Annotated in this window: 12 protein-coding genes and 1 rRNA gene; 12 read left to right on the top strand and 1 reads right to left on the bottom strand. The window is 44.2% G+C overall.

The window, feature by feature from the left end; genetic code table 11:
* The first annotated feature begins 24 nt into the window (after positions 1-24).
* From rplT to QTL79_RS10350, 11 genes are all read left to right on the top strand, one after another.
* Entirely contained in the window at positions 25-381 is a 357-nt protein-coding gene (rplT, locus tag QTL79_RS10400; RefSeq protein ID WP_346354911.1) for a 50S ribosomal protein L20, read from the top strand.
* Between the two features lie 137 nt (positions 382-518).
* Positions 519-1,367, top strand: a complete 849-nt coding sequence (locus QTL79_RS10395) for a class II fructose-bisphosphate aldolase (RefSeq protein WP_346354910.1) — start codon at positions 519-521, stop codon at positions 1,365-1,367.
* A 94-nt stretch (positions 1,368-1,461) separates the two neighbouring features.
* On the top strand, positions 1,462-2,829 hold the full coding sequence (locus tag QTL79_RS10390; RefSeq protein WP_346354909.1) for a TrkH family potassium uptake protein: 1,368 nt from the start codon (positions 1,462-1,464) through the stop codon (positions 2,827-2,829).
* A 14-nt stretch (positions 2,830-2,843) separates the two neighbouring features.
* The gene (locus QTL79_RS10385) at positions 2,844-3,506 is read left to right on the top strand and encodes a potassium channel family protein (protein WP_346354908.1); all 663 of its coding nucleotides are present in this window, start codon (positions 2,844-2,846) and stop codon (positions 3,504-3,506) included.
* Complete coding sequence (locus QTL79_RS10380; RefSeq protein ID WP_346354907.1) at positions 3,503-4,336, top strand: TrmH family RNA methyltransferase; 834 nt, start codon at positions 3,503-3,505, stop codon at positions 4,334-4,336. The genes QTL79_RS10385 and QTL79_RS10380 overlap by 4 nt, the downstream gene beginning before the upstream one ends.
* Positions 4,337-4,799: 463 nt before the next feature.
* Positions 4,800-5,825 (top strand): phenylalanine--tRNA ligase subunit alpha, encoded by a 1,026-nt coding sequence (gene pheS / locus QTL79_RS10375; protein WP_346354906.1) that lies wholly within the window; start codon positions 4,800-4,802, stop codon positions 5,823-5,825.
* 17 nt (positions 5,826-5,842) lie between these two features.
* Positions 5,843-8,275 carry a phenylalanine--tRNA ligase subunit beta gene (gene pheT, locus QTL79_RS10370; protein ID WP_346354905.1) on the top strand — a complete coding sequence of 811 codons (2,433 nt, stop codon included), beginning with the start codon at positions 5,843-5,845 and terminating at the stop codon, positions 8,273-8,275.
* Positions 8,276-8,478: 203 nt separating this feature from the next.
* Complete coding sequence (locus QTL79_RS10365; RefSeq protein ID WP_346354904.1) at positions 8,479-9,870, top strand: amino acid permease; 1,392 nt, start codon at positions 8,479-8,481, stop codon at positions 9,868-9,870.
* A 112-nt stretch (positions 9,871-9,982) separates the two neighbouring features.
* The gene (locus tag QTL79_RS10360; protein WP_346354903.1) at positions 9,983-10,267 is read left to right on the top strand and encodes a cell division protein ZapA; all 285 of its coding nucleotides are present in this window, start codon (positions 9,983-9,985) and stop codon (positions 10,265-10,267) included.
* Between the two features lie 131 nt (positions 10,268-10,398).
* Positions 10,399-12,861, top strand: a complete 2,463-nt coding sequence (locus QTL79_RS10355; protein WP_346354902.1) for a U32 family peptidase — start codon at positions 10,399-10,401, stop codon at positions 12,859-12,861.
* On the top strand, positions 12,858-15,242 hold the full coding sequence (locus QTL79_RS10350) for an endonuclease MutS2 (RefSeq protein ID WP_346354901.1): 2,385 nt from the start codon (positions 12,858-12,860) through the stop codon (positions 15,240-15,242). The genes QTL79_RS10355 and QTL79_RS10350 overlap by 4 nt, the downstream gene beginning before the upstream one ends.
* Before the next feature lie 47 nt (positions 15,243-15,289).
* Here the strand turns inward: QTL79_RS10350 and QTL79_RS10345 are convergent, their stop codons facing one another.
* On the bottom strand, positions 15,290-17,392 hold the full coding sequence (locus QTL79_RS10345; RefSeq protein ID WP_428845474.1) for a transglycosylase domain-containing protein: 2,103 nt from the start codon (positions 17,390-17,392) through the stop codon (positions 15,290-15,292).
* Positions 17,393-17,814: 422 nt separating this feature from the next.
* On the opposite strand from QTL79_RS10345, the gene QTL79_RS10340 reads away from it, so the two are divergent.
* Positions 17,815-17,883: ribosomal RNA gene (locus QTL79_RS10340) — 16S ribosomal RNA — on the top strand; the annotation flags it as partial.

Below are 17,883 nucleotides of genomic sequence, written 5' to 3'. Positions count from 1 at the left end.
GATAGTTTGAGGAGGTAGTTCACCGTGCCAAGAGTGAAAAAAGGCGTTACTGCACATAGACGCCACAAGAAGATTTTGAAACTTGCTAAGGGCTATCGTGGTTCTAAGAGCAAGCTGTTTAAAAAAGCCAACGAAACTGTAATGAAGGCGCTGTATTATGCACGCCGCGATCGTCGCGCTAAAAAAGGCGAATTCCGCAAACTGTGGATCGCTCGTATTAACGCAGCGGCTCGTATGAACGGCATTTCCTATAGCCAACTGATGAACGGTCTGAAAAAAGCCGGCATCGAAGTCAACCGCAAAATGCTGGCTGATCTGGCTGTTACCGATATGAACGTATTTGGTCAACTGGTTGCTGCTGCTAAGGAACAACTGAAATAATTAAAGATAAAAAATAGAGTTAGCGCAAATTAACTTGCGCTAACTCTATTTTTTATTCCTTGAATTGGCAGGTTTTTCAGAATGTTTAGCGAAGTTTGAGGGTAGAGTTCCAAATAAGACAAAGGAGGTTATGTGTCATGTCTTTAGTAACAATGAAAGAGTTGCTTCAAGACGCGCAAAAGCGGAGATATGCCGTGGGTGGTTTCAATGTTTTTAACTTAGAGACCCTTGGTGCCGTGGTGGAAGTGGCAGAAGAACTTAAAACCCCTTTGGTGCTGGGAATTACGGAACGTTTTTTCAAATTTGTCGATGTTGAAACATTAAGTGCGGCAATGGTGAAAGCTGCGCAAAAATCAAATGTTCCGATCGCGCTTCATTTGGACCATGGCCACACATATGAAGGGATCATGAAAGCGATTCGTTGGGGCTATACTTCGGTTATGTTTGACGGATCGGCGTTACCTTTGGATGAAAATATCAAACGGACGAAAGAAGTGTCTCGCATAGCCCATTCCCTTGGAGTTTCAGTAGAAGGGGAATTGGGCTATATTGGTTGTTATCCGGAAAACTGTGAAATAGAAGCGCAGCAGTGCATCGATGCGGAGCAGGCGGCTATGTTTGCTGAACGAAGCCGGATTGATGCCTTAGCGGTTGCGGTAGGAAGCCACAATTCCGCGATGCGCCAAGATAATGGGTTGAATTTTGAACGGGTGCGCGCACTGACTGGAAAAGTTGAAATTCCGCTTGTGATGCATGGCGGAGCGCGTCTTTCACGAGAAGATTATCTTGGGTCGATTCAAGTTGGTATTTCAAAAATTAATATTCCGACGGATACTTCGATGGTAGCGGGAGATAAACTGCGTGACGAACTGGCCAGGCATCCGAAAGCAAACTATATTCATCTGATGACCGTAGTGAAAAAAGGCGTCAAAGAGTCGGTCCGCAAATACATGCTGCATTTTGACTGTATTTCAAAAGCGATCTGAGAATGATGAAAGAAAGCGAAAGGAGCTTGGTGAAAGCGCAAGCACTTTCGCTTTCTTTATTTATTATGTATAATGAAAACTTGAGGTGATCGTATTGTCAGTCGATGCTAATCGAAAAGTTATTGACCTTGCGGATTTGTCGCAATGGAAGTTGACGCCATATCAAATACTGGTTATTGGTTTTGCCGCGGTAATAATAATCGGGGCGCTGCTTTTGATGTTGCCGGTGTCTATAAAGGAAGACGCGAACTTATCATTTATTGATGCTCTCTTTACGGCAACATCAGCCGTGTGTGTAACGGGATTGGTTGTAGTTGATACCGGAACTTATTTTTCCACCTTTGGACAAATGGTTATTATTAGCCTTATTCAAATCGGCGGCCTGGGAATTATGACGATGGCAACGTTGATGGCTCTTATAATGCGGCGCAAGATACAATTGAAAGAACGTTTGCTGATTCAAGAATCGTTAAATCAGCTTACAATGTCTGGCGTTGTTAGACTCACAAAGAAGATCATTATAAACACATTGTTGATTGAGTTTATCGGCGGAACGATTTTGGCGATTCGTTGGTATAAGGACCTGGGCGCAACTGGTGTTTATTTTGGATATTGGCATGCCGTGTCCTCTTTTTGCAACGCTGGCTTTGATTTGTTTGGAGACTTTAGGAGTTTAACTCAATATGTGGATGATGTAACGGTCAATTTGGTGGTGACATCTTTGATTATTCTTGGCGGCATTGGCTTTGCGGTGATTTTTGAAGTTTGGAGCTTTAGAAAATGGAAAGAGTTTTCCTTACATACTAAGCTGGTGCTGGTGGTTACGTCTGGATTGCTTGTCGTTTCAACATTGGTTATTTTTTTGCTTGAATATGCAAATCCGGCAACACTAGGTCCCCTATCAAGTGGGGCAAAGTTATTAGGCAGCTATTTTCAGGCTGTAACAACGCGGACTGCAGGATACAATACACTTGATATTGGTGCACTACAAGACGTGACTCTGTTCTTCATGGTGATTCTGATGTTTATCGGCGCGTCACCGGCATCTACAGGCGGAGGAATTAAGACGACAACGCTGGGGATTATGATTGCTGCAATTTGGGATATGATGCGCGGACGGCGTGACGTGGAACTGTTCGAGCGAAAAATCTCATCGACTTTAGTTTATAAAGCGTTTGCTATTTATTTTATATCAGCTACGTTAGTCATAGTTGTGACAATGCTGTTAAGCATTACGGAAAAAGTTTCGTTTTTAAAACTGCTGTTTGAGGTTGTTTCGGCTTTTGGCACGGTGGGTTTGACGACGGGTATTACGCAAAGTCTATCGCCGTATGCCAAATTCTTATTAATTGTAACCATGTTTGCAGGAAGAGTCGGACCGGTGACGCTGGCATTGGCGCTTGCGATGAAGAGTTCGCGTACGAAAATTCAATATCCGGAAGGAAAAGTAAGTATCGGCTAGGGGAGAGAAACAATATGAAAAAAAAGAATAAACAGTATGCCGTCATCGGCTTAGGCCGCTTTGGAACTAGCGTTGCGACGACTTTGTATGAAATGGGATATGAAGTTTTGGCGGTTGATAATGACGAGAATAGAATTCAGGAATTTAGCGATCAAGTTACGCATGTCATTCAGGCGGATACCACTGATGAGGAATCCTTGATTGCATTGGGCATACGAAATTTTGATGTGGTTATCGTAGCCATTGGTGAGAATGTACAGGCGAATATTTTAACAGCCCTACAAGTTAAGGAAATGGGGGTTCCCTATGTCGTAGCAAAAGCGAGTAATTCACTGCACGGAAAATTACTGCAAAAGATAGGTGTTGACAGGGTTGTTTATCCTGAACGCGATATGGGAAAACGCGTGGCGCATAATTTGGTGTCCAATAGCGTTCTTGATTATATTGAATTGTCGCCGGAACTTAGCATCGTAGAAGTTTCCGCACCGAATAAATTATATGGCAAGACGCTCATGGAAACAGATTTGCGGGCTAAATATGAAATAAACGTGGTTGCGATAAAACGCGGCGATGAATTGATTGTATCGCCATTACCGACAGAGCGATTTGGTGCGGAGGATATCATTGTGGTGGTTGGCAGTCGAAACGGCATTGAAAAATTGGAGGAGATGGTGTGAATCAAGTGATAACTAGTCTGCAAAATACGACGGTAAAGCTAGTTGCTGCATTGCATGCGAAAAAACAGCGAGATAAGCTTGGTCTATTTATTGCAGAAGGGATACGCCTCGTAGAAGAGGCGGCTGCAGAATGGCCGCTGCATTGCTTTGTGTATTCTGAAAAACTGCTTCTTCAGCCGCGTGGCGTGGCTTTGATTTCGACATTGGAAGAAAAAGGCGTACGTGGTTTATTGGTCAGTGATGCTGTTTATCAAAAAATAAGCTTGACGGAGAGTTCGCAGGGCGTTTTAGCGCTTATACCAAAGCGTGTAACAAAGATGACGGATTGGAATGCTGAGCAACTTGGTTGCATCGCCGTTTTAGATGAAATCCAAGATCCGGGGAACGTAGGCGCCATCATCAGGACTGCAGCGGCGGCAAACTGCAGCGGTGTTGTTCTGACTTCTGGCTGTGCAGATCCTTTTTCTGATAAAGCGGTTCGTGCAGCGATGGGGGCATTGTTTAAGATCCCGGTAGTAGAAAATGTAGCGCGTGAAGAGCTGAGTGCCTATTGCCGTGAAAAAGGGATCCGCCTCATTGCCACCTGCTTGGAAGGCGCGACTTCTTATGAAAAGTTGAATTATATGGGCCGTAATGCAATCATTTTCGGCAATGAAGGTAGTGGAGTTCATGCCGAGTTAATTAAAGTTAGTCACGACAAGATTAAAATCCCTTTATATCATGAAGTGGAATCGCTTAATGTTGCGGCGGCCGCCGCTGTGATTTTGTATGAGGTGTTACGTCAGAAGGAAATTCAGATTGCTTGTAATCTGCAACCTGATATGCTATAATTTCCTCGATAACCTTGCCTTATCTTGCAGAGAAAGGGTGTGATCCCTGATGTTGACCCCGGAAATTTGGTGGAGAATCTTTGAAGCTACGGGATCGATTACTGCTTATATTGGCTATCGGAAACTTATTTTGCATTAGTAGTGAACTTATTGCTTGTAACTTAACAGGTGTCTGTGATGAAAGAGCGAGTATGCGGTAAGCCGTTTGTACAGGGAGAGAGTGCCGTTGATTGAGAGCCTCTTCAAATCTTTAAGCAGAAATTCCCTCTGGAGCATCTTATTGAAGGCCTATGCTGCGTAGATAAGACGTTTTCCGCGTTAAGGAATTAAGAGAGTATCGTTTTAGGGTGGTACCGTGGGAAAAACTCCCGCCCCTTGTAGGGCAGGAGTTTTTTTATTTTTATGCAAAATGCTGATGGCAACGATGGATGCAAGGTAATTTTAAAAAGGAAGTGAAGAGAGTATGGAACAAGAGCTGATCTTGTTGCAGCAAGAAGCGCAACAGGAAATTGAAAGTGCTGCGACGGTAGCGGCTTTGAATGAAACCCGCATAAAATATCTAGGGAAAAAAGGACAACTGACCACGGTAATGAAAGGGATGGGCAAACTGTCTTCGGAAGAGCGTCCAAGAATCGGCCAGGTTGTCAATGAGGTACGCAATAACCTGGAAGAATTGATGGAAAAGAAAGGTGCACAGCTTGGCAAAGCAGAGTTAGAAGCGAAACTAGCGACAGAGAAAATTGACGTTACATTGCCGGGCCGAACGATTGAGTTAGGGCACGTCCATCCGCTTACGTTGACGCTCGATTTGGTAAAGGGCATCTTTAAAAATATGGGCTTTGCGATTGCTGAAGGGCCTGAAATCGAAGAAGATTATTACAATTTTGAAGCGCTCAATTTGCCGCCGGATCATCCGGCACGAGATATGCAGGACTCCTTCTATGTAACATCCAACCTTTTGCTGCGCACGCACACCTCTCCGGTTCAAGTACGTACAATGAAAGCCGCCGAGCCCAATTCTCCGCTTCGTATCATTGCACCGGGCAAAGTGTACCGCTGTGACTATGATGCAACGCATTCACCGATGTTTCATCAGGTCGAAGGCCTTGTTGTTGATGAAAATATCAGTTTTGCTGATTTAAAAGGAACATTGGAAACGTTTATTCATGAGGTATTCGGCAAAGACGTTGGCGTCCGCTTCAGACCGAGTTATTTTCCTTTTACAGAACCTAGTGCAGAGGTAGATATTTCTTGCGTAATGTGCGGCGGTAACGGGTGTCGCGTTTGTTCGAACACCGGCTGGCTTGAAATATTGGGTTCAGGGATGGTTCATCCGAAAGTCCTTGAGATGGGCGGCTTTGACCCGGAAAAGGTAACTGGTTTTGCATTCGGTATGGGAATTGAGCGAATTGCTATGTTGAAATATGGAATTGATGATTTGCGTCTGTTTTATGAAAATGACATTCGCTTCTTACATCAATTTCGTTAGTAGAAAGGAGTTTTAAAATGCAAGCACCCATCAGTTGGTTGAAGGAATATGTTGAATTTGATCAGACTCCGGATGAATTGGCACATCAACTCACGATGGCCGGCGTTCCGGTAGCGACGATCCATTATCCGGCGCAGTCTGTCAATAATGTGATAACCGGTCGCATCATCGAAATGAAAAAGCATCCTAACGCAGACAAACTTTCAATTTGCACAGTGGATGTCGGCAGGGCAGAAACGCTAACCATTGTGACTGGAGCTGCCAATGTCCGCGTTGGTCATGTAGTGCCAGTTGCAACGGAAGGGGCGGAGCTTCCTAACGGAGTAACAATTGCTCCGACGGAATTGCGTGGCGTGCGATCCTTTGGCATGCTGTGCTCCGGAGATGAATTGTGCTTGAACAAGGAACTCGTGTCAATCGAAATACCTGATGGCATCTTATTGTTGCCGCAAGAGACTGCTATTGGCGTGGATGTTCGGACTGCAATGGGGTGGGATGATGCGATTCTTGAATTTGAACTTACTGCGAATCGGGCAGATTGCTTCAGTATTAAAGGAATCGCTCGAGAAATTGCCGCGTTGAATAGCACAAATCTGAAAGCGACAATTCTCAATGTAAGGGAAAACGAAGCTGTTTCCAGCAAATCGCAGGTTTCAATTGAAATTGAGGAAAAAAAGCTTTGCAGCCGTTTTGCGATACGTGTACTGCAAAATATAAAGGTTGGCGATTCGCCGCAATGGCTGCGTGATCGACTGCACAAAGCAGGTATGCGTTCAATCAACAATGTAGTTGACGTGACTAATTATGTAATGCTTGAATTGGGTCAACCATTACATGCCTATGATCAAAATATGATTGCCAAACATAGATTGGTCGTGCGCAAAGCACATCAAGGGGAAAAACTCACGACGCTCGATGAGGTGAAGCGTGAATTAACAAACGATATGTTGGTTATTGCCGATGAAGTGCAAGCAGTAGGGATTGCGGGCGTAATGGGTGGTTTGGCTAGCGAAGTGACTGCTTCAACCAGCACGATACTGCTTGAAGCGGCAGCGTTTGACGGAACGAGCGTTAGACGTACGGCGCGTGCGCTTGGTTTGCGTTCAGAAGCATCTTCGCGTTTTGAAAAAGGCGTTGATGTTGCAAACCTGACCCGAGCATTGGACCGGGCTGCGCAGTTGTTAGAAAAAGTGGCGGCAGCTCAAGTAATGGAAGGCATTGTGGAAGAATATCCTGAATTTACATTGCAGCGTCAATTGGAATTGATTCCTCAAAAGGCAAATCGATATCTTGGTACGGCAATGAGTGAACAAGAAATGGCGGATATTCTAAAGCGTCTAGGGTTTGAAATTGTTTCTGCCGCAACGGATAAGATTAGCGTGATTGTTCCTGCATGGCGCGGCGATGTCACGCTGGCTGTCGATTTATATGAAGAACTGGCGCGAATATACGGTTTCGATCGGATTGAAGCTAAGGCGCCGCGTGGAGAAATGGTTCGAGGCAGTGAAAGCGTACGTCAGAGTGTAATTAGCCGACTTAAACAGTGTCTTACAGCAGCTGGGATGGATGAAACGATCAGTTTCAGTTTTTCGCATCCAAGCGTGTTTGATAAACTAAATTTAGCGGAAAATGACCGGCAGCGCCAAGCCGTTCCATTGCTGAATCCGATAACGGAAGATTTTCCAATCATGCGTACGACGTTACTTGCGAATCTTTTGGAAACTGCAGTGAAGAATCTGTCGCGACGCAATGATGACTTAAAATTGTATGAAGTGGGTGCGGTGTATCTTCCGAAAAATCTGCCGATGAGTGAATTGCCGAGCGAACCTTGGCGGCTCAGCGGACTGCTTATCGGTCGACGCAATCCGGTGGCATGGTGTTTGAATGATGAAAATGTCGATTTTTATGATGCGAAAGGCATTGTAGAAAAATTGTTGCAGTCCGTTGGATTGAACTTTACTGTCGAGTCTACTGCCTGCCCGACATATCATCCAGGACGTAGTGCGGTCTTCATTGTTGGCGGCGAAGAAGTGGCTTGGGTTGGTGAACTTCATCCGCTCGTTTCTGAACGGTTTGACATTGATAAACGCGTGTATCTATTCGACATTGATTTGGATAGAGTGATCACGCTGCTGACTGAAAAAATTGTTTATCAAGCATTGCCTAAATTTCCGTCTATTCAGCGCGATTTGGCCATTGTTGTAAAACGCGATATAGAAGTGCAGGGGATTTTGACATTGATCAAAAAAGAAGGCGGTCCGTTATTGACGGAAGTACGATTGTTTGACGTCTATACCGGCGAACAAATTGACAATAGGCTGAAAAGTTTAGCAATTTCGATAATTTTCCGCGATCCGAGCAAGACTTTGTCGGAAAGTGACATTGAAGGTCACTACGAAAACATCTTAGTCCGCTTGGAAGAGAAATATGGAGCCGAGTTACGAAAATAACCTTGGTTTGTCCTTGCTTAAAGCACAAAAAACTCTTTACCAGAGTAGTTTATTATGCTATTCTGTTAACAGGGGAGGCAAGGATACATGCACGTGGTTTTTGTGCAGGCCTGTCCAAACTGGACAGGCCTGCTTTTTATCATGAGGCATTTATCCTGCAAAGAGATACTGCGACTATAAAAAGGAGAGAGGTGGGTATTTGAATGAGCTATTTACGGACTAAAAGTATCGAATCCATGTTAGAAGGTGCAGAAAAGAAAAGTCTCAAAAAATCCCTTGGAGCCCTCGATTTAGTCATGTTGGGCATCGGTTGCATTATCGGTACTGGTATTTTTGTTTTAACTGGTATTGCTGCAGCCAAATATGCCGGACCCGGTATTATGATTTCTTTTGTCATGTCTGGCCTTACCTGCGCCTTTGCCGCTTTAGCGTATGCTGAATTGGCTTCAGCGGTTCCAATTGCGGGCAGTGCATACACATACACCTACGCAACACTAGGAGAAATTGTTGCCTGGATTGTAGGCTGGAATTTGGTTCTTGAATATTCGGTTGGATCGGCAGCGGTTGCAGCCGGATGGGCCGGTTATGTAGGCGGCCTTCTAAAATCAGCAGGAGTTACATTGCCGTTGGCTTGGACAGCAGTACCGGCCGATGGCGGCATTGCGAATTTACCCGCTATTGGAATTTGTCTGTTTTTGACCTTCCTCTTGGTTCGCGGCACGAAGGAGACGGCTAGTTTAAACCGCATCTTAGTATTTATTAAATTAGCGGCTGTCTTTATCTTCCTGGCTTTGGCCGGTCCGAAGGTAAACCCTGCTAACTGGAGTCCGTTGATGCCGTTTGGTTTCTCCGGCGTTGCAGCGGGTGCCTCGATTGTATTTTTTGCTTACATCGGATTTGATGCGGTTGCAACGGCTTCGGAAGAATGTCGCAATCCGAATCGTGACCTGCCGATTGGCATTATTGGCTCACTTTTAGTCTGTACTGTACTTTATATCGCAGTTGCGGCGGTTCTTACCGGCGTTGTTCCTTACAGTGAATTAAATAATACGGAGCCGGTCGCTTACGCATTGCGTGCAATTGGTTATAACTTTGGTTCGGCCATGGTTGGTACTGGCGCAATTTGCGGTATTACTACGGTATTGTTAGTGCTTATGTACGGTCAAAGTCGTATTTTCTTTGCAATGTCGCGTGATGGCTTGATTCCCGCTGGTATTTGCAAAGTTCATCCAACTTATGGAACTCCTTATATCATCACGATTATCGCCGGTATTGCCGTTGCGCTGATCGCCGGATTCCTGCCGATAGGAATTATTGCCGAACTGACTAATATCGGTACGCTGTTTGCCTTCGTCGTCGCTGCTATTGGCGTTGCGGTATTGCGTGTGAAGCAACCGGATCTTGTTCGACCCTTCAGATGCCCGATGGTCAATGTCGTAGCACCGCTGGCGGTTCTAAGTTGCGGTTATCTGATGTATAATCTGCCGATGGATACTTGGATTCGTTTTGCAGTCTGGAGCGCCATTGGTTTTCTAGTCTACTTTGCATATGGATACAAGAATAGCACATTGAACAAAGATAATCGGGCAGCCTAATTTACTGATAAAAAGAGGAGTTCGCTCCTCTTTTTATTTTTTTAGGGCAGGAGTTGTTTGCTACGAGTCGAATTGTATCTTATAAAACAGATAGAAATCGGGTGGCGCAAATATGCAAAAAGATGCAAGTGTTGAAAAAGAGCGTAAAAAGAATAAAATAACCGTAGAAATATTTGGCGAATTATATGCACTGAAGAGTGATGGTGAAATTGATCAAGTCATGAAAGTGGCTGCGCTAGTAGATACCCAAATGAAACGCGTATCGCGACAGAACATACGGTTGTCTCCGGTCAAAGTGGCTGTATTGGCAGCACTTAACTTAGCAGAAGAATATGCTCAATTAGAAAACGACTACAAACAACTACTGAAAATGGTCAAAGAAGAAGGTCAATCATGAATGGATAAACACGCTTCTATGTTTTGCGTAGAAGCGTGTTTTTAAATTTGTGTTCTTAGAATAGCTACTATATAATGTAGAAATGAATTAATTGCATGATTGAAAAGCAAAAGAAGGAAAAGGTGATTTAAATGGCGGAATTATTAGCTCCGGCAGGCAGTTTTGATGCACTTCGCGCAGCTGTTGAAGCAGGGGCCGATGCGATATATTTGGCAGGCAAAATGTTTGGCGCTAGAGCCTACGCGGCAAATTTTGATGACGAAGAATTGGCGAAGGCGGTTCGTTATGCTCATTTGCATAACGTTCGAATATATGTGGCTGTGAATACACTGCTCGATGAACGGGAATTTTCAGCAGCGCTTAAGTATATTGATTATCTTAATGAAATCTGTGTGGATGCGCTAATCATACAGGACTTAGGACTGGCGGCGTTAGTAAAGGAACGTTTTCCCGACTTACATCTGCATGCGAGTACACAGATGACCGTGCATAATCAAGCGGGCGTTCAATTTTTAGCGCAGCAGGGATTTAAGCGCGTAGTGGTGTCAAGAGAGATGGCTTTGGCTGACATTGAAGCAATCTGTCATGCGACAGATACTGAAATTGAAGTATTCATCCATGGTGCGCTTTGTATATCCTATTCAGGGCAATGTCTGATGAGTAGTATGATTGGCGGACGAAGCGGCAACCGAGGGCGTTGTGCGCAACCGTGTCGTTTGCCGTATAAGCTGCAAGACAAGCAGGGAAATGATCTGTTGGCAAATTGTGCGGCAGGTAATTATTTACTAAGCCCTAAGGATTTGAATTCACTACGCTTACTCCCGGAGATGGAACAAGCGGGGGTCACTTCGTTTAAGATTGAAGGACGGATGAAAAAGCCGGAGTATGTGGCTGTTGTAGTGGAATCGTATCGCAAAGTAATGGCCAATCCTAAAATTGTTAAAGATGAGGCCGCCTGTCGCAAAATTGAGATGAATTTGGCGCAAATTTTCAATCGGGATTTTACGAGCGATTATTTAATGGGCATAAAACCAACTTCTGATTTTATGAGTCATCAAAGACCCAATAATCGCGGAATAAAGATTGGCCGCATTTCGGGCTACGATCATGCAGCAAAAAGAGTCAAGATTAAGCTCGACGAAGCCGTTGTCAAAGGCGATATTATTGATATTTGGGTAAGTGTTGGCGGAAGGGTCAGCTTGACGCTTGATGAATTCACCTGTGACGGGTACAGTCGTGAAGAGGCTGAAGCGCAAGAAGAAATTGAATTGGCTGTGCCTCAACCAGTGCGGATGAATGATCGCGTATTTAAGGTATTTGATCAACGTTTGATGCAGCATGCAAGAGAATATTTTGAAAAGGAAAAAAATCAGAAACGCGTTTTTATTCGTGCAAAAGTTATCATTGAAGAAGGTAAAGCGGCAATACTTGAATTGAGCGATAAAGACGGAAATATTGGGAAAGCATGTACTGATTTTATTACGGAAAAGGCGATTAAGCGTGCAATTAGTAAAGAAACCGTTGAACAACAAATAAATCGTCTTGGCAATACGATTTTTGCGCTGGATTTTATGCAAGTAGACATTCAAGAAAATGTAATGGTACCGGTCAGCGAGTTGAATGAACTTAGGCGACGCGCGGTAAAGCAGCTTGAAGAGGCGCGCCTTCTTCACTTTTCTCGTGCAGCGAAGCTGAATGAAAAAAAGTTTAGTAGCGCTGGGGGGAAAGGAATGCGTGAGAGAAAGGCGCCGCGTATTTCGATCCAGGTTTCTGATTTGGCAGATCTCACGCTCGCTGTTGATGAAGGGGCGGGGCGAATTATTTTCGGAGGCGAAAATTTTTCGCATCGTTTTTTGACGAAAGAAGAATATCGTGAGGCGGCCGCTTACTGCAAGACGCATAAATGTCAACTGATCATTGCAACCCCTAAAATTATTGCGGCAAAGAATTGGGATTCTTTTTTGCGCGAATTAGATTTGGCAAAAGAATATAAAGCGGATGGTGTTCTGGTCGGAAATCTAGGCGCGCTTGAAATTATGCGTCAGCAACGTGATATTCCTTATTATGCCGATTACTCATTGAATATCTATAATTCGCAGAGTGGCCTTTTTTTATCGCGTCAAAATTGTGCTGGCATCTGCTTGTCACCTGAGCTTACTTTTAACCAAATTAGCGAAATTACACGTAATATTCCTGCAGGGTTAGAAATGGAGTGCATTGTACATGGAAATTTGGAGTTGATGACGTCAGAGTATTGTATGAAAGGCGCGTTCGGCGGCTGCAAGAATTGCGGTGATGAAATATACTATCTGGAAGATCGCAAGGAAGAACATTTTCCGGTTGTGCGCGATCAATATTGCCGCATGCATGTCTTAAACGGCAAAACGCTTGACATGCTCGAGCACGTGGAACGCTTCAGCGAATTAGGAATTGACTGGATACGAATTGACGGGCGATATAAAGAACTGAAGCTTAAAGAAATCGTGAGAAAATATGTGACGGCGGCTGCGCAACGAAATGTGGGAAACTCTATTATTGAAAATGGAGGAAACAACACAATTACGCGTGGGCACTATTTTAGAGGTGTTTTATGACAAGGAAGGCAATGAGTGAAACCGTGCTGCGCGTTTTGGAGTATGACAAGATTCTGGAACGGTTGGCAGAAAAAAGCAGCACGCGTATGGGGCGGGAATTAGCGGAAAATCTTCACCCCAGCATTGAAATTAATGAGGTTTCGGACTGGTTGATGCAAACACAAGAAGCGCTAAGCGTGCTTATGGCAGCGCCCGGATTTGGACTCAGAGGGATATGGGATATCCGCCAAGCAGTAAAGCGGGCCGATGTCGGCGGCGTACTTGAAGCGCATGAATTGACGCAAATTCTTTCGACCGCGCAAGGGGCAAAGCGGGTACGGACTTTTTTTGTTGAAAAAAAACAAGTCGATACGCCGATTTTGACGGCACTGGCGGAAGAATTATGCAGTATGCGTCAGTTGGAAAATAAAATTGAAACATCAATAGATGATCATGGTAAGGTACGTGATGACGCCAGTATTGAGTTATTACGAATCAGACGTAACATTAAACGCCTGCAGGAAGAAATTAAAACAAAATTAGATCAGGTTTTACACAATAGCAATTTTCAGAAATACTTTCAGGACAATATCATCTCGATGCGCGGCGATCGCTATGTTATACCGATCAAGCAGGAATATCGCCACGTTTTCCCGGGCATTATACATGACCAATCTGCCAGCGGCGCGACGGTATTTATCGAGCCTATGCCTGTCGTGCAAATTAATAATGATCTCAAACAAATGTTGGCGGCAGAAAAACATGAAATTGAGCGAATTCTATTGATGCTTTCAGCCGCAGTTGCCGTTGAGGCCGATAATTTGAGCCATAACGGAAAGATATTAGCACACATCGATCTTAATTTTGCGAAAGCGCAATTGGCATTGGAAATGAAAGCACAACGGGCTGATATTAACAACGATAAACTGATTTCTATTAAACAAGGGCGTCATCCGTTGATTCCCTCTGAGAAGGTTGTACCCATTGATTTGGAGCTTGGAGGCGACGCTTCCATTATGGTTATAACCGGTCCGAATACGGGGGGCAAAACTGTTTGTCTTAAAACACTGGGCTTATTTGTTTTGATGACGCAGGCAGGCCTCTTTATTCCAGCTAATTTTGGCAGTTCAATCGGCGTGTTTCGTGCGGTGTTTGCAGATATTGGCGATGAACAAAGTATTGAACAGAGCCTGAGTACCTTTTCTGCCCATATGAAAAACATAGTCGGAATTTTAGGTGATGTTAATGAAGACGACCTAGTGTTACTTGACGAATTGGGAGCGGGAACAGATCCGGAAGAAGGGGCGGCGCTGGCGACTTCTATTTTAGAACACTTGCTTGCATTAAATTGCCGCTCTCTTGCAACGACGCATTACAGCGAGTTGAAAGCTTTCGCCTATATGACGCAAGGCGTGCAAAATGCTAGTGTCGAATTTGATATGGAAACGTTGTCGCCAACGTATCGTGTTTTGGTCGGCGTTCCGGGCAGCAGCAATGCATTTGCGATCAGTAAGCGTCTTGGTTTGCCAGGTTATATTGTTGATCGCGCCAGCATTCTGCTGGCGAAAGAACATCGTAATTTGCAAAACTTGCTTGCTGAACTGGAAAAAGAAAAAAAGGTATACCGGGAGGAAATGGAGCAGGCGGAAGAGTTGCACCGGGAAATGGCGGAGAACCATCGTTTGCTGCGGCGTGAAAAAGAACGGCTTCGCGAAAAGCAGGAAAAAATCATTCAAAAAGCCAAAGAGGAAGCCGAAGAATTAGTGCGTAGAACTAAAGTGGAAGCAGCGGATTTGATTAAACAGCTTAAAGACCAATTTAATGAAAAAGAGCGCCATAAACGCGATGCGACGATTGCAGGTGTTCGTAAAGGGTTGCGTGAATTGGATCCGTTTATTTTGGAAACCGAGACAGAAGAATTTGACGATGCCGACAACAGTCCTTTTCTTGTCAATGAAGAGATCGTAATCCCGAGTCTTGGACAAACAGGAATTGTTTTAGCGATTGAAGCAGGAGGAATTGTTGTGCAGGTTGGACAAATGCGCCTTACCATGCCACGAGCTCAATGCCGCCATAAAACGGAAAAACAGAGTGGTCCGAGTAAAAACAAATCCGATAGGCGTAAAAATAGCATGGTTGAACCTATGCAAATAAAGAGTGCAAATAGACAGCTTGATCTGAGAGGGTTATTGGTAGAGGAAGCGATTGAACGTCTGGATAAGCACATTGATGATGCAATCCTGTCTGGAAACCGTGATCTTTTAATTATTCATGGCAAAGGGACAGGAGCCTTGCGCAAAGGAGTCAGAGAATATCTGGCGGCTAACGCTTATGTCGAGAAATTTCAACTGGCTGAATTAAATGAAGGCGGCGACGGAGCAACTGTTGCTTGGTTAAAATGAAAAAAGAACGGCAACCACTAAAATTGTGGCTGCCGTTCTTTTCGTTTTTAAGGCTTTTTACCGGTATTGGGTGGCGGTGGTAGTAAATCATTTGATTTGTTACCGTTCGAATTACCCGATTTATCAGCATCAGCAGTTGGTTTTGTCTTTTTTCCATCTGGCGAACTTGGTTTTGTTGGTTGTGTTCCTTCAACAGGAACTTCGCCTAGTGCATCTTTTTCTTTTGGATCGACCACTTGCAGGCCGTCTGCAGCAGAAATAGGTGAAGTCACAACGCCGGAAGGTCGTGGAAAGTCTCGTGCTGGCACACCGGCAATCGCCTTACTCATGAACGTTCGCCAGGCTGTTGCCGGCAAGGTGCCGCCCGTCACTCCGTTTAAATATTTTTCATTGTCAAAGCCAAGCCAGACAGAGGCTACTAAATCTGGCGTATAACCTACAAACCAAGCGTCCTTATAATCATCAGTAGTGCCGGTCTTGCCAGCAGCCGGACGGCCGATGTTAGCTCCTGTTCCTGTGCCGCGCAAGATGACGCCGCGCAAGATATCCGTCAGGATGTAGGCGCTTTTTTCATTGATTACTGCGCGTTCTTTAGGCGTATTTTGCTCTAAAATTTTGCCGTTTCGATCAACGACCTTCAATACGGCTAATGGTTCAACGCGAACGCCGTTGTTAGCTAACACGCCATAAGCGCTGGCAATTTCAAGTGGTGTAACGCCGCGCGTCAAGCCGCCTAGTGACATGGCTAAGTTGCGGTCGTTTGTGGTTCCGTTAAGAACAAGAGTAGAAATCCCCATTTGTTGTGCATAGTAGAGCGGTTTATCAGGACCGACTTGTTGTGCCAACTTTACCGTTGGGATATTAAGAGAATGTTCTAAGGCGCTACGCATCGTTACTTTGCCGTGCAATTTTCCGTCATAGTTACTTGGTGACCATCCGCCAAAAGAAATAGGGGTATCTTCAATAATAGTTGAGGCATTAAGACCGCTTTCAATTGCAGCTAAATAAACGAACGGCTTAAATGCTGAACCTGGCTGTCTCTCCGCTAATACGGCACGATTGAATTGGTCGTTTCCACGTCCGCCAACCATTGCCTTGATATGACCGCTGTGTGGATCGATTGCAACCAAGGCTCCTTGTGGTTGGCTTAAACCATTTCCGTCAGTACGATAGACGGGTAAGGCATGAATTGCCTCCTCGGCAGCCGTTTGCATGTCGGTGTCAAGAGTAGTGTAGACTTTTAAGCCATCTTTATATACAGAATCGGCGCCGTATTTATCAATTAAATATTGTGTTACGTAATCGATAAAATAACTGGCAAAAGTATTGTTTGCCGGATTTGATTTCGCGGCCAATTTTATTTCGACATTGCGGGCTTTATTTGCCATGTCTGGTGAAATATATTCATACTTTACCATTTGTTCTAAGACAACGCCTTGGCGTTCTTTTGATGCTTTCATATTATTCAATGGTGAATAATAATTGGGGCTTTTGGGTATGCCAGCTAAAATGGCACATTCACTTAGCGTAAGGTCTTCAACATTTTTACCAAAATATACGATGGCGGCAGATTGAACACCATAAGCGCCTTGCCCGAAGTATATTTGATTTAAGTACAATTCCAAAATTTCACGCTTGCTATACTGTTGTTCAATTTGCAACGCTAAAAATGCTTCTTGAATTTTACGCTTTAAAGTACGATCCTGTGTTAAAAGTGCATTCTTAGCTAATTGCTGCGTAATAGTACTGCCGCCTTCGGCAAGGCCTCCGCCAGTAACATTCGACCAAACAGCGCGGAGGATACCACGAGGGTCGACGCCTAAGTGTTGGTAGAAACGAGCATCTTCTGTAGCGACAAAAGCATTTTGCAAGTCCTTGGGGATTTTATTAATGGATACAGGCACGCGATTTTCTACGGAGTGAATAGTGGTGAGTACCTTGCCTGAGCTGTCGTAAATCTGAGAAGATGCAGCCGGTCTGATTTCATCTTTTAAACTGGGCATAGAATGTAAGCTGGCAGTAACGAAGCCGAGCCCGGCACCGATAACAATAACAGCAATAATCACTGTTAATATAATGAACAGTTTTTTCCAAGGTCGCTTGCGAGGGCTTTTTTTGCTTGGTGTAGGATTCATCTCTTCCGTGTCCATATGGATAAAATAACCTCCCTTAAAAATAGACAACAGTCTGATTGTGATAAGTGATATTGAGCGAGGATAGCCGACTTATATTTTAGTTCATTCGCACGAAATTAGCAAATGATATCCGTGCAAAAATACAAGACGACTATATTTATATTGACGTATCTATTGAGGTTTTGAAGTAAGGAAATGAACTTTAATTAAAGTTGCTAAGATGCTCTTGCAAAGAATAACTCATTGACATAAATAAAACATGTGTGATATAATTTCGAAGTGAGTTATGAACTAACTCATAATGGTGCTCCTTGAAAACTGAACAATGTGGAAAAGAATGAAAAGCCAGATGTGCGGAGACGTCATCGCTTCGGTGATGATGGCTCAACAAACAATAATGTTTTTGTTATAAAGAGCTGATGAAGCTTCTTCATAATTTTATGGAGAGTTTGATCCTGGCTCAGGACGAACGCTGGCGGCGTGCCTAACACATGCAAGTCGAACGG

This window comes from Azotosporobacter soli, from assembly GCF_030542965.1.
GTDB lineage: Bacteria > Bacillota > Negativicutes > SG130 > SG130 > Azotosporobacter > Azotosporobacter soli.
Note: the sequence above shows the minus strand (reverse complement) of the source record. Positions and strands in the feature narration are given on the sequence as shown.

Excerpts from the sequence above, each read along its gene's own strand:
- QTL79_RS10395 (WP_346354910.1), top strand. The coding sequence starts at position 519 with ATGTCTTTAGTAACAATGAAAGAGTTGCTTCAAGACGCGCAAAAGCGG.
- QTL79_RS10385 (WP_346354908.1), top strand. The coding sequence starts at position 2,844 with ATGAAAAAAAAGAATAAACAGTATGCCGTCATCGGCTTAGGCCGCTTT.
- pheS (WP_346354906.1), top strand. The coding sequence starts at position 4,800 with ATGGAACAAGAGCTGATCTTGTTGCAGCAAGAAGCGCAACAGGAAATT.
- pheT (WP_346354905.1), top strand. The coding sequence starts at position 5,843 with ATGCAAGCACCCATCAGTTGGTTGAAGGAATATGTTGAATTTGATCAG.
- QTL79_RS10365 (WP_346354904.1), top strand. The coding sequence starts at position 8,479 with ATGAGCTATTTACGGACTAAAAGTATCGAATCCATGTTAGAAGGTGCA.
- QTL79_RS10360 (WP_346354903.1), top strand. The coding sequence starts at position 9,983 with ATGCAAAAAGATGCAAGTGTTGAAAAAGAGCGTAAAAAGAATAAAATA.
- QTL79_RS10355 (WP_346354902.1), top strand. The coding sequence starts at position 10,399 with ATGGCGGAATTATTAGCTCCGGCAGGCAGTTTTGATGCACTTCGCGCA.
- QTL79_RS10350 (WP_346354901.1), top strand. The coding sequence starts at position 12,858 with ATGACAAGGAAGGCAATGAGTGAAACCGTGCTGCGCGTTTTGGAGTAT.
- QTL79_RS10345 (WP_428845474.1), bottom strand. The coding sequence starts at position 17,392 with ATGGACACGGAAGAGATGAATCCTACACCAAGCAAAAAAAGCCCTCGC.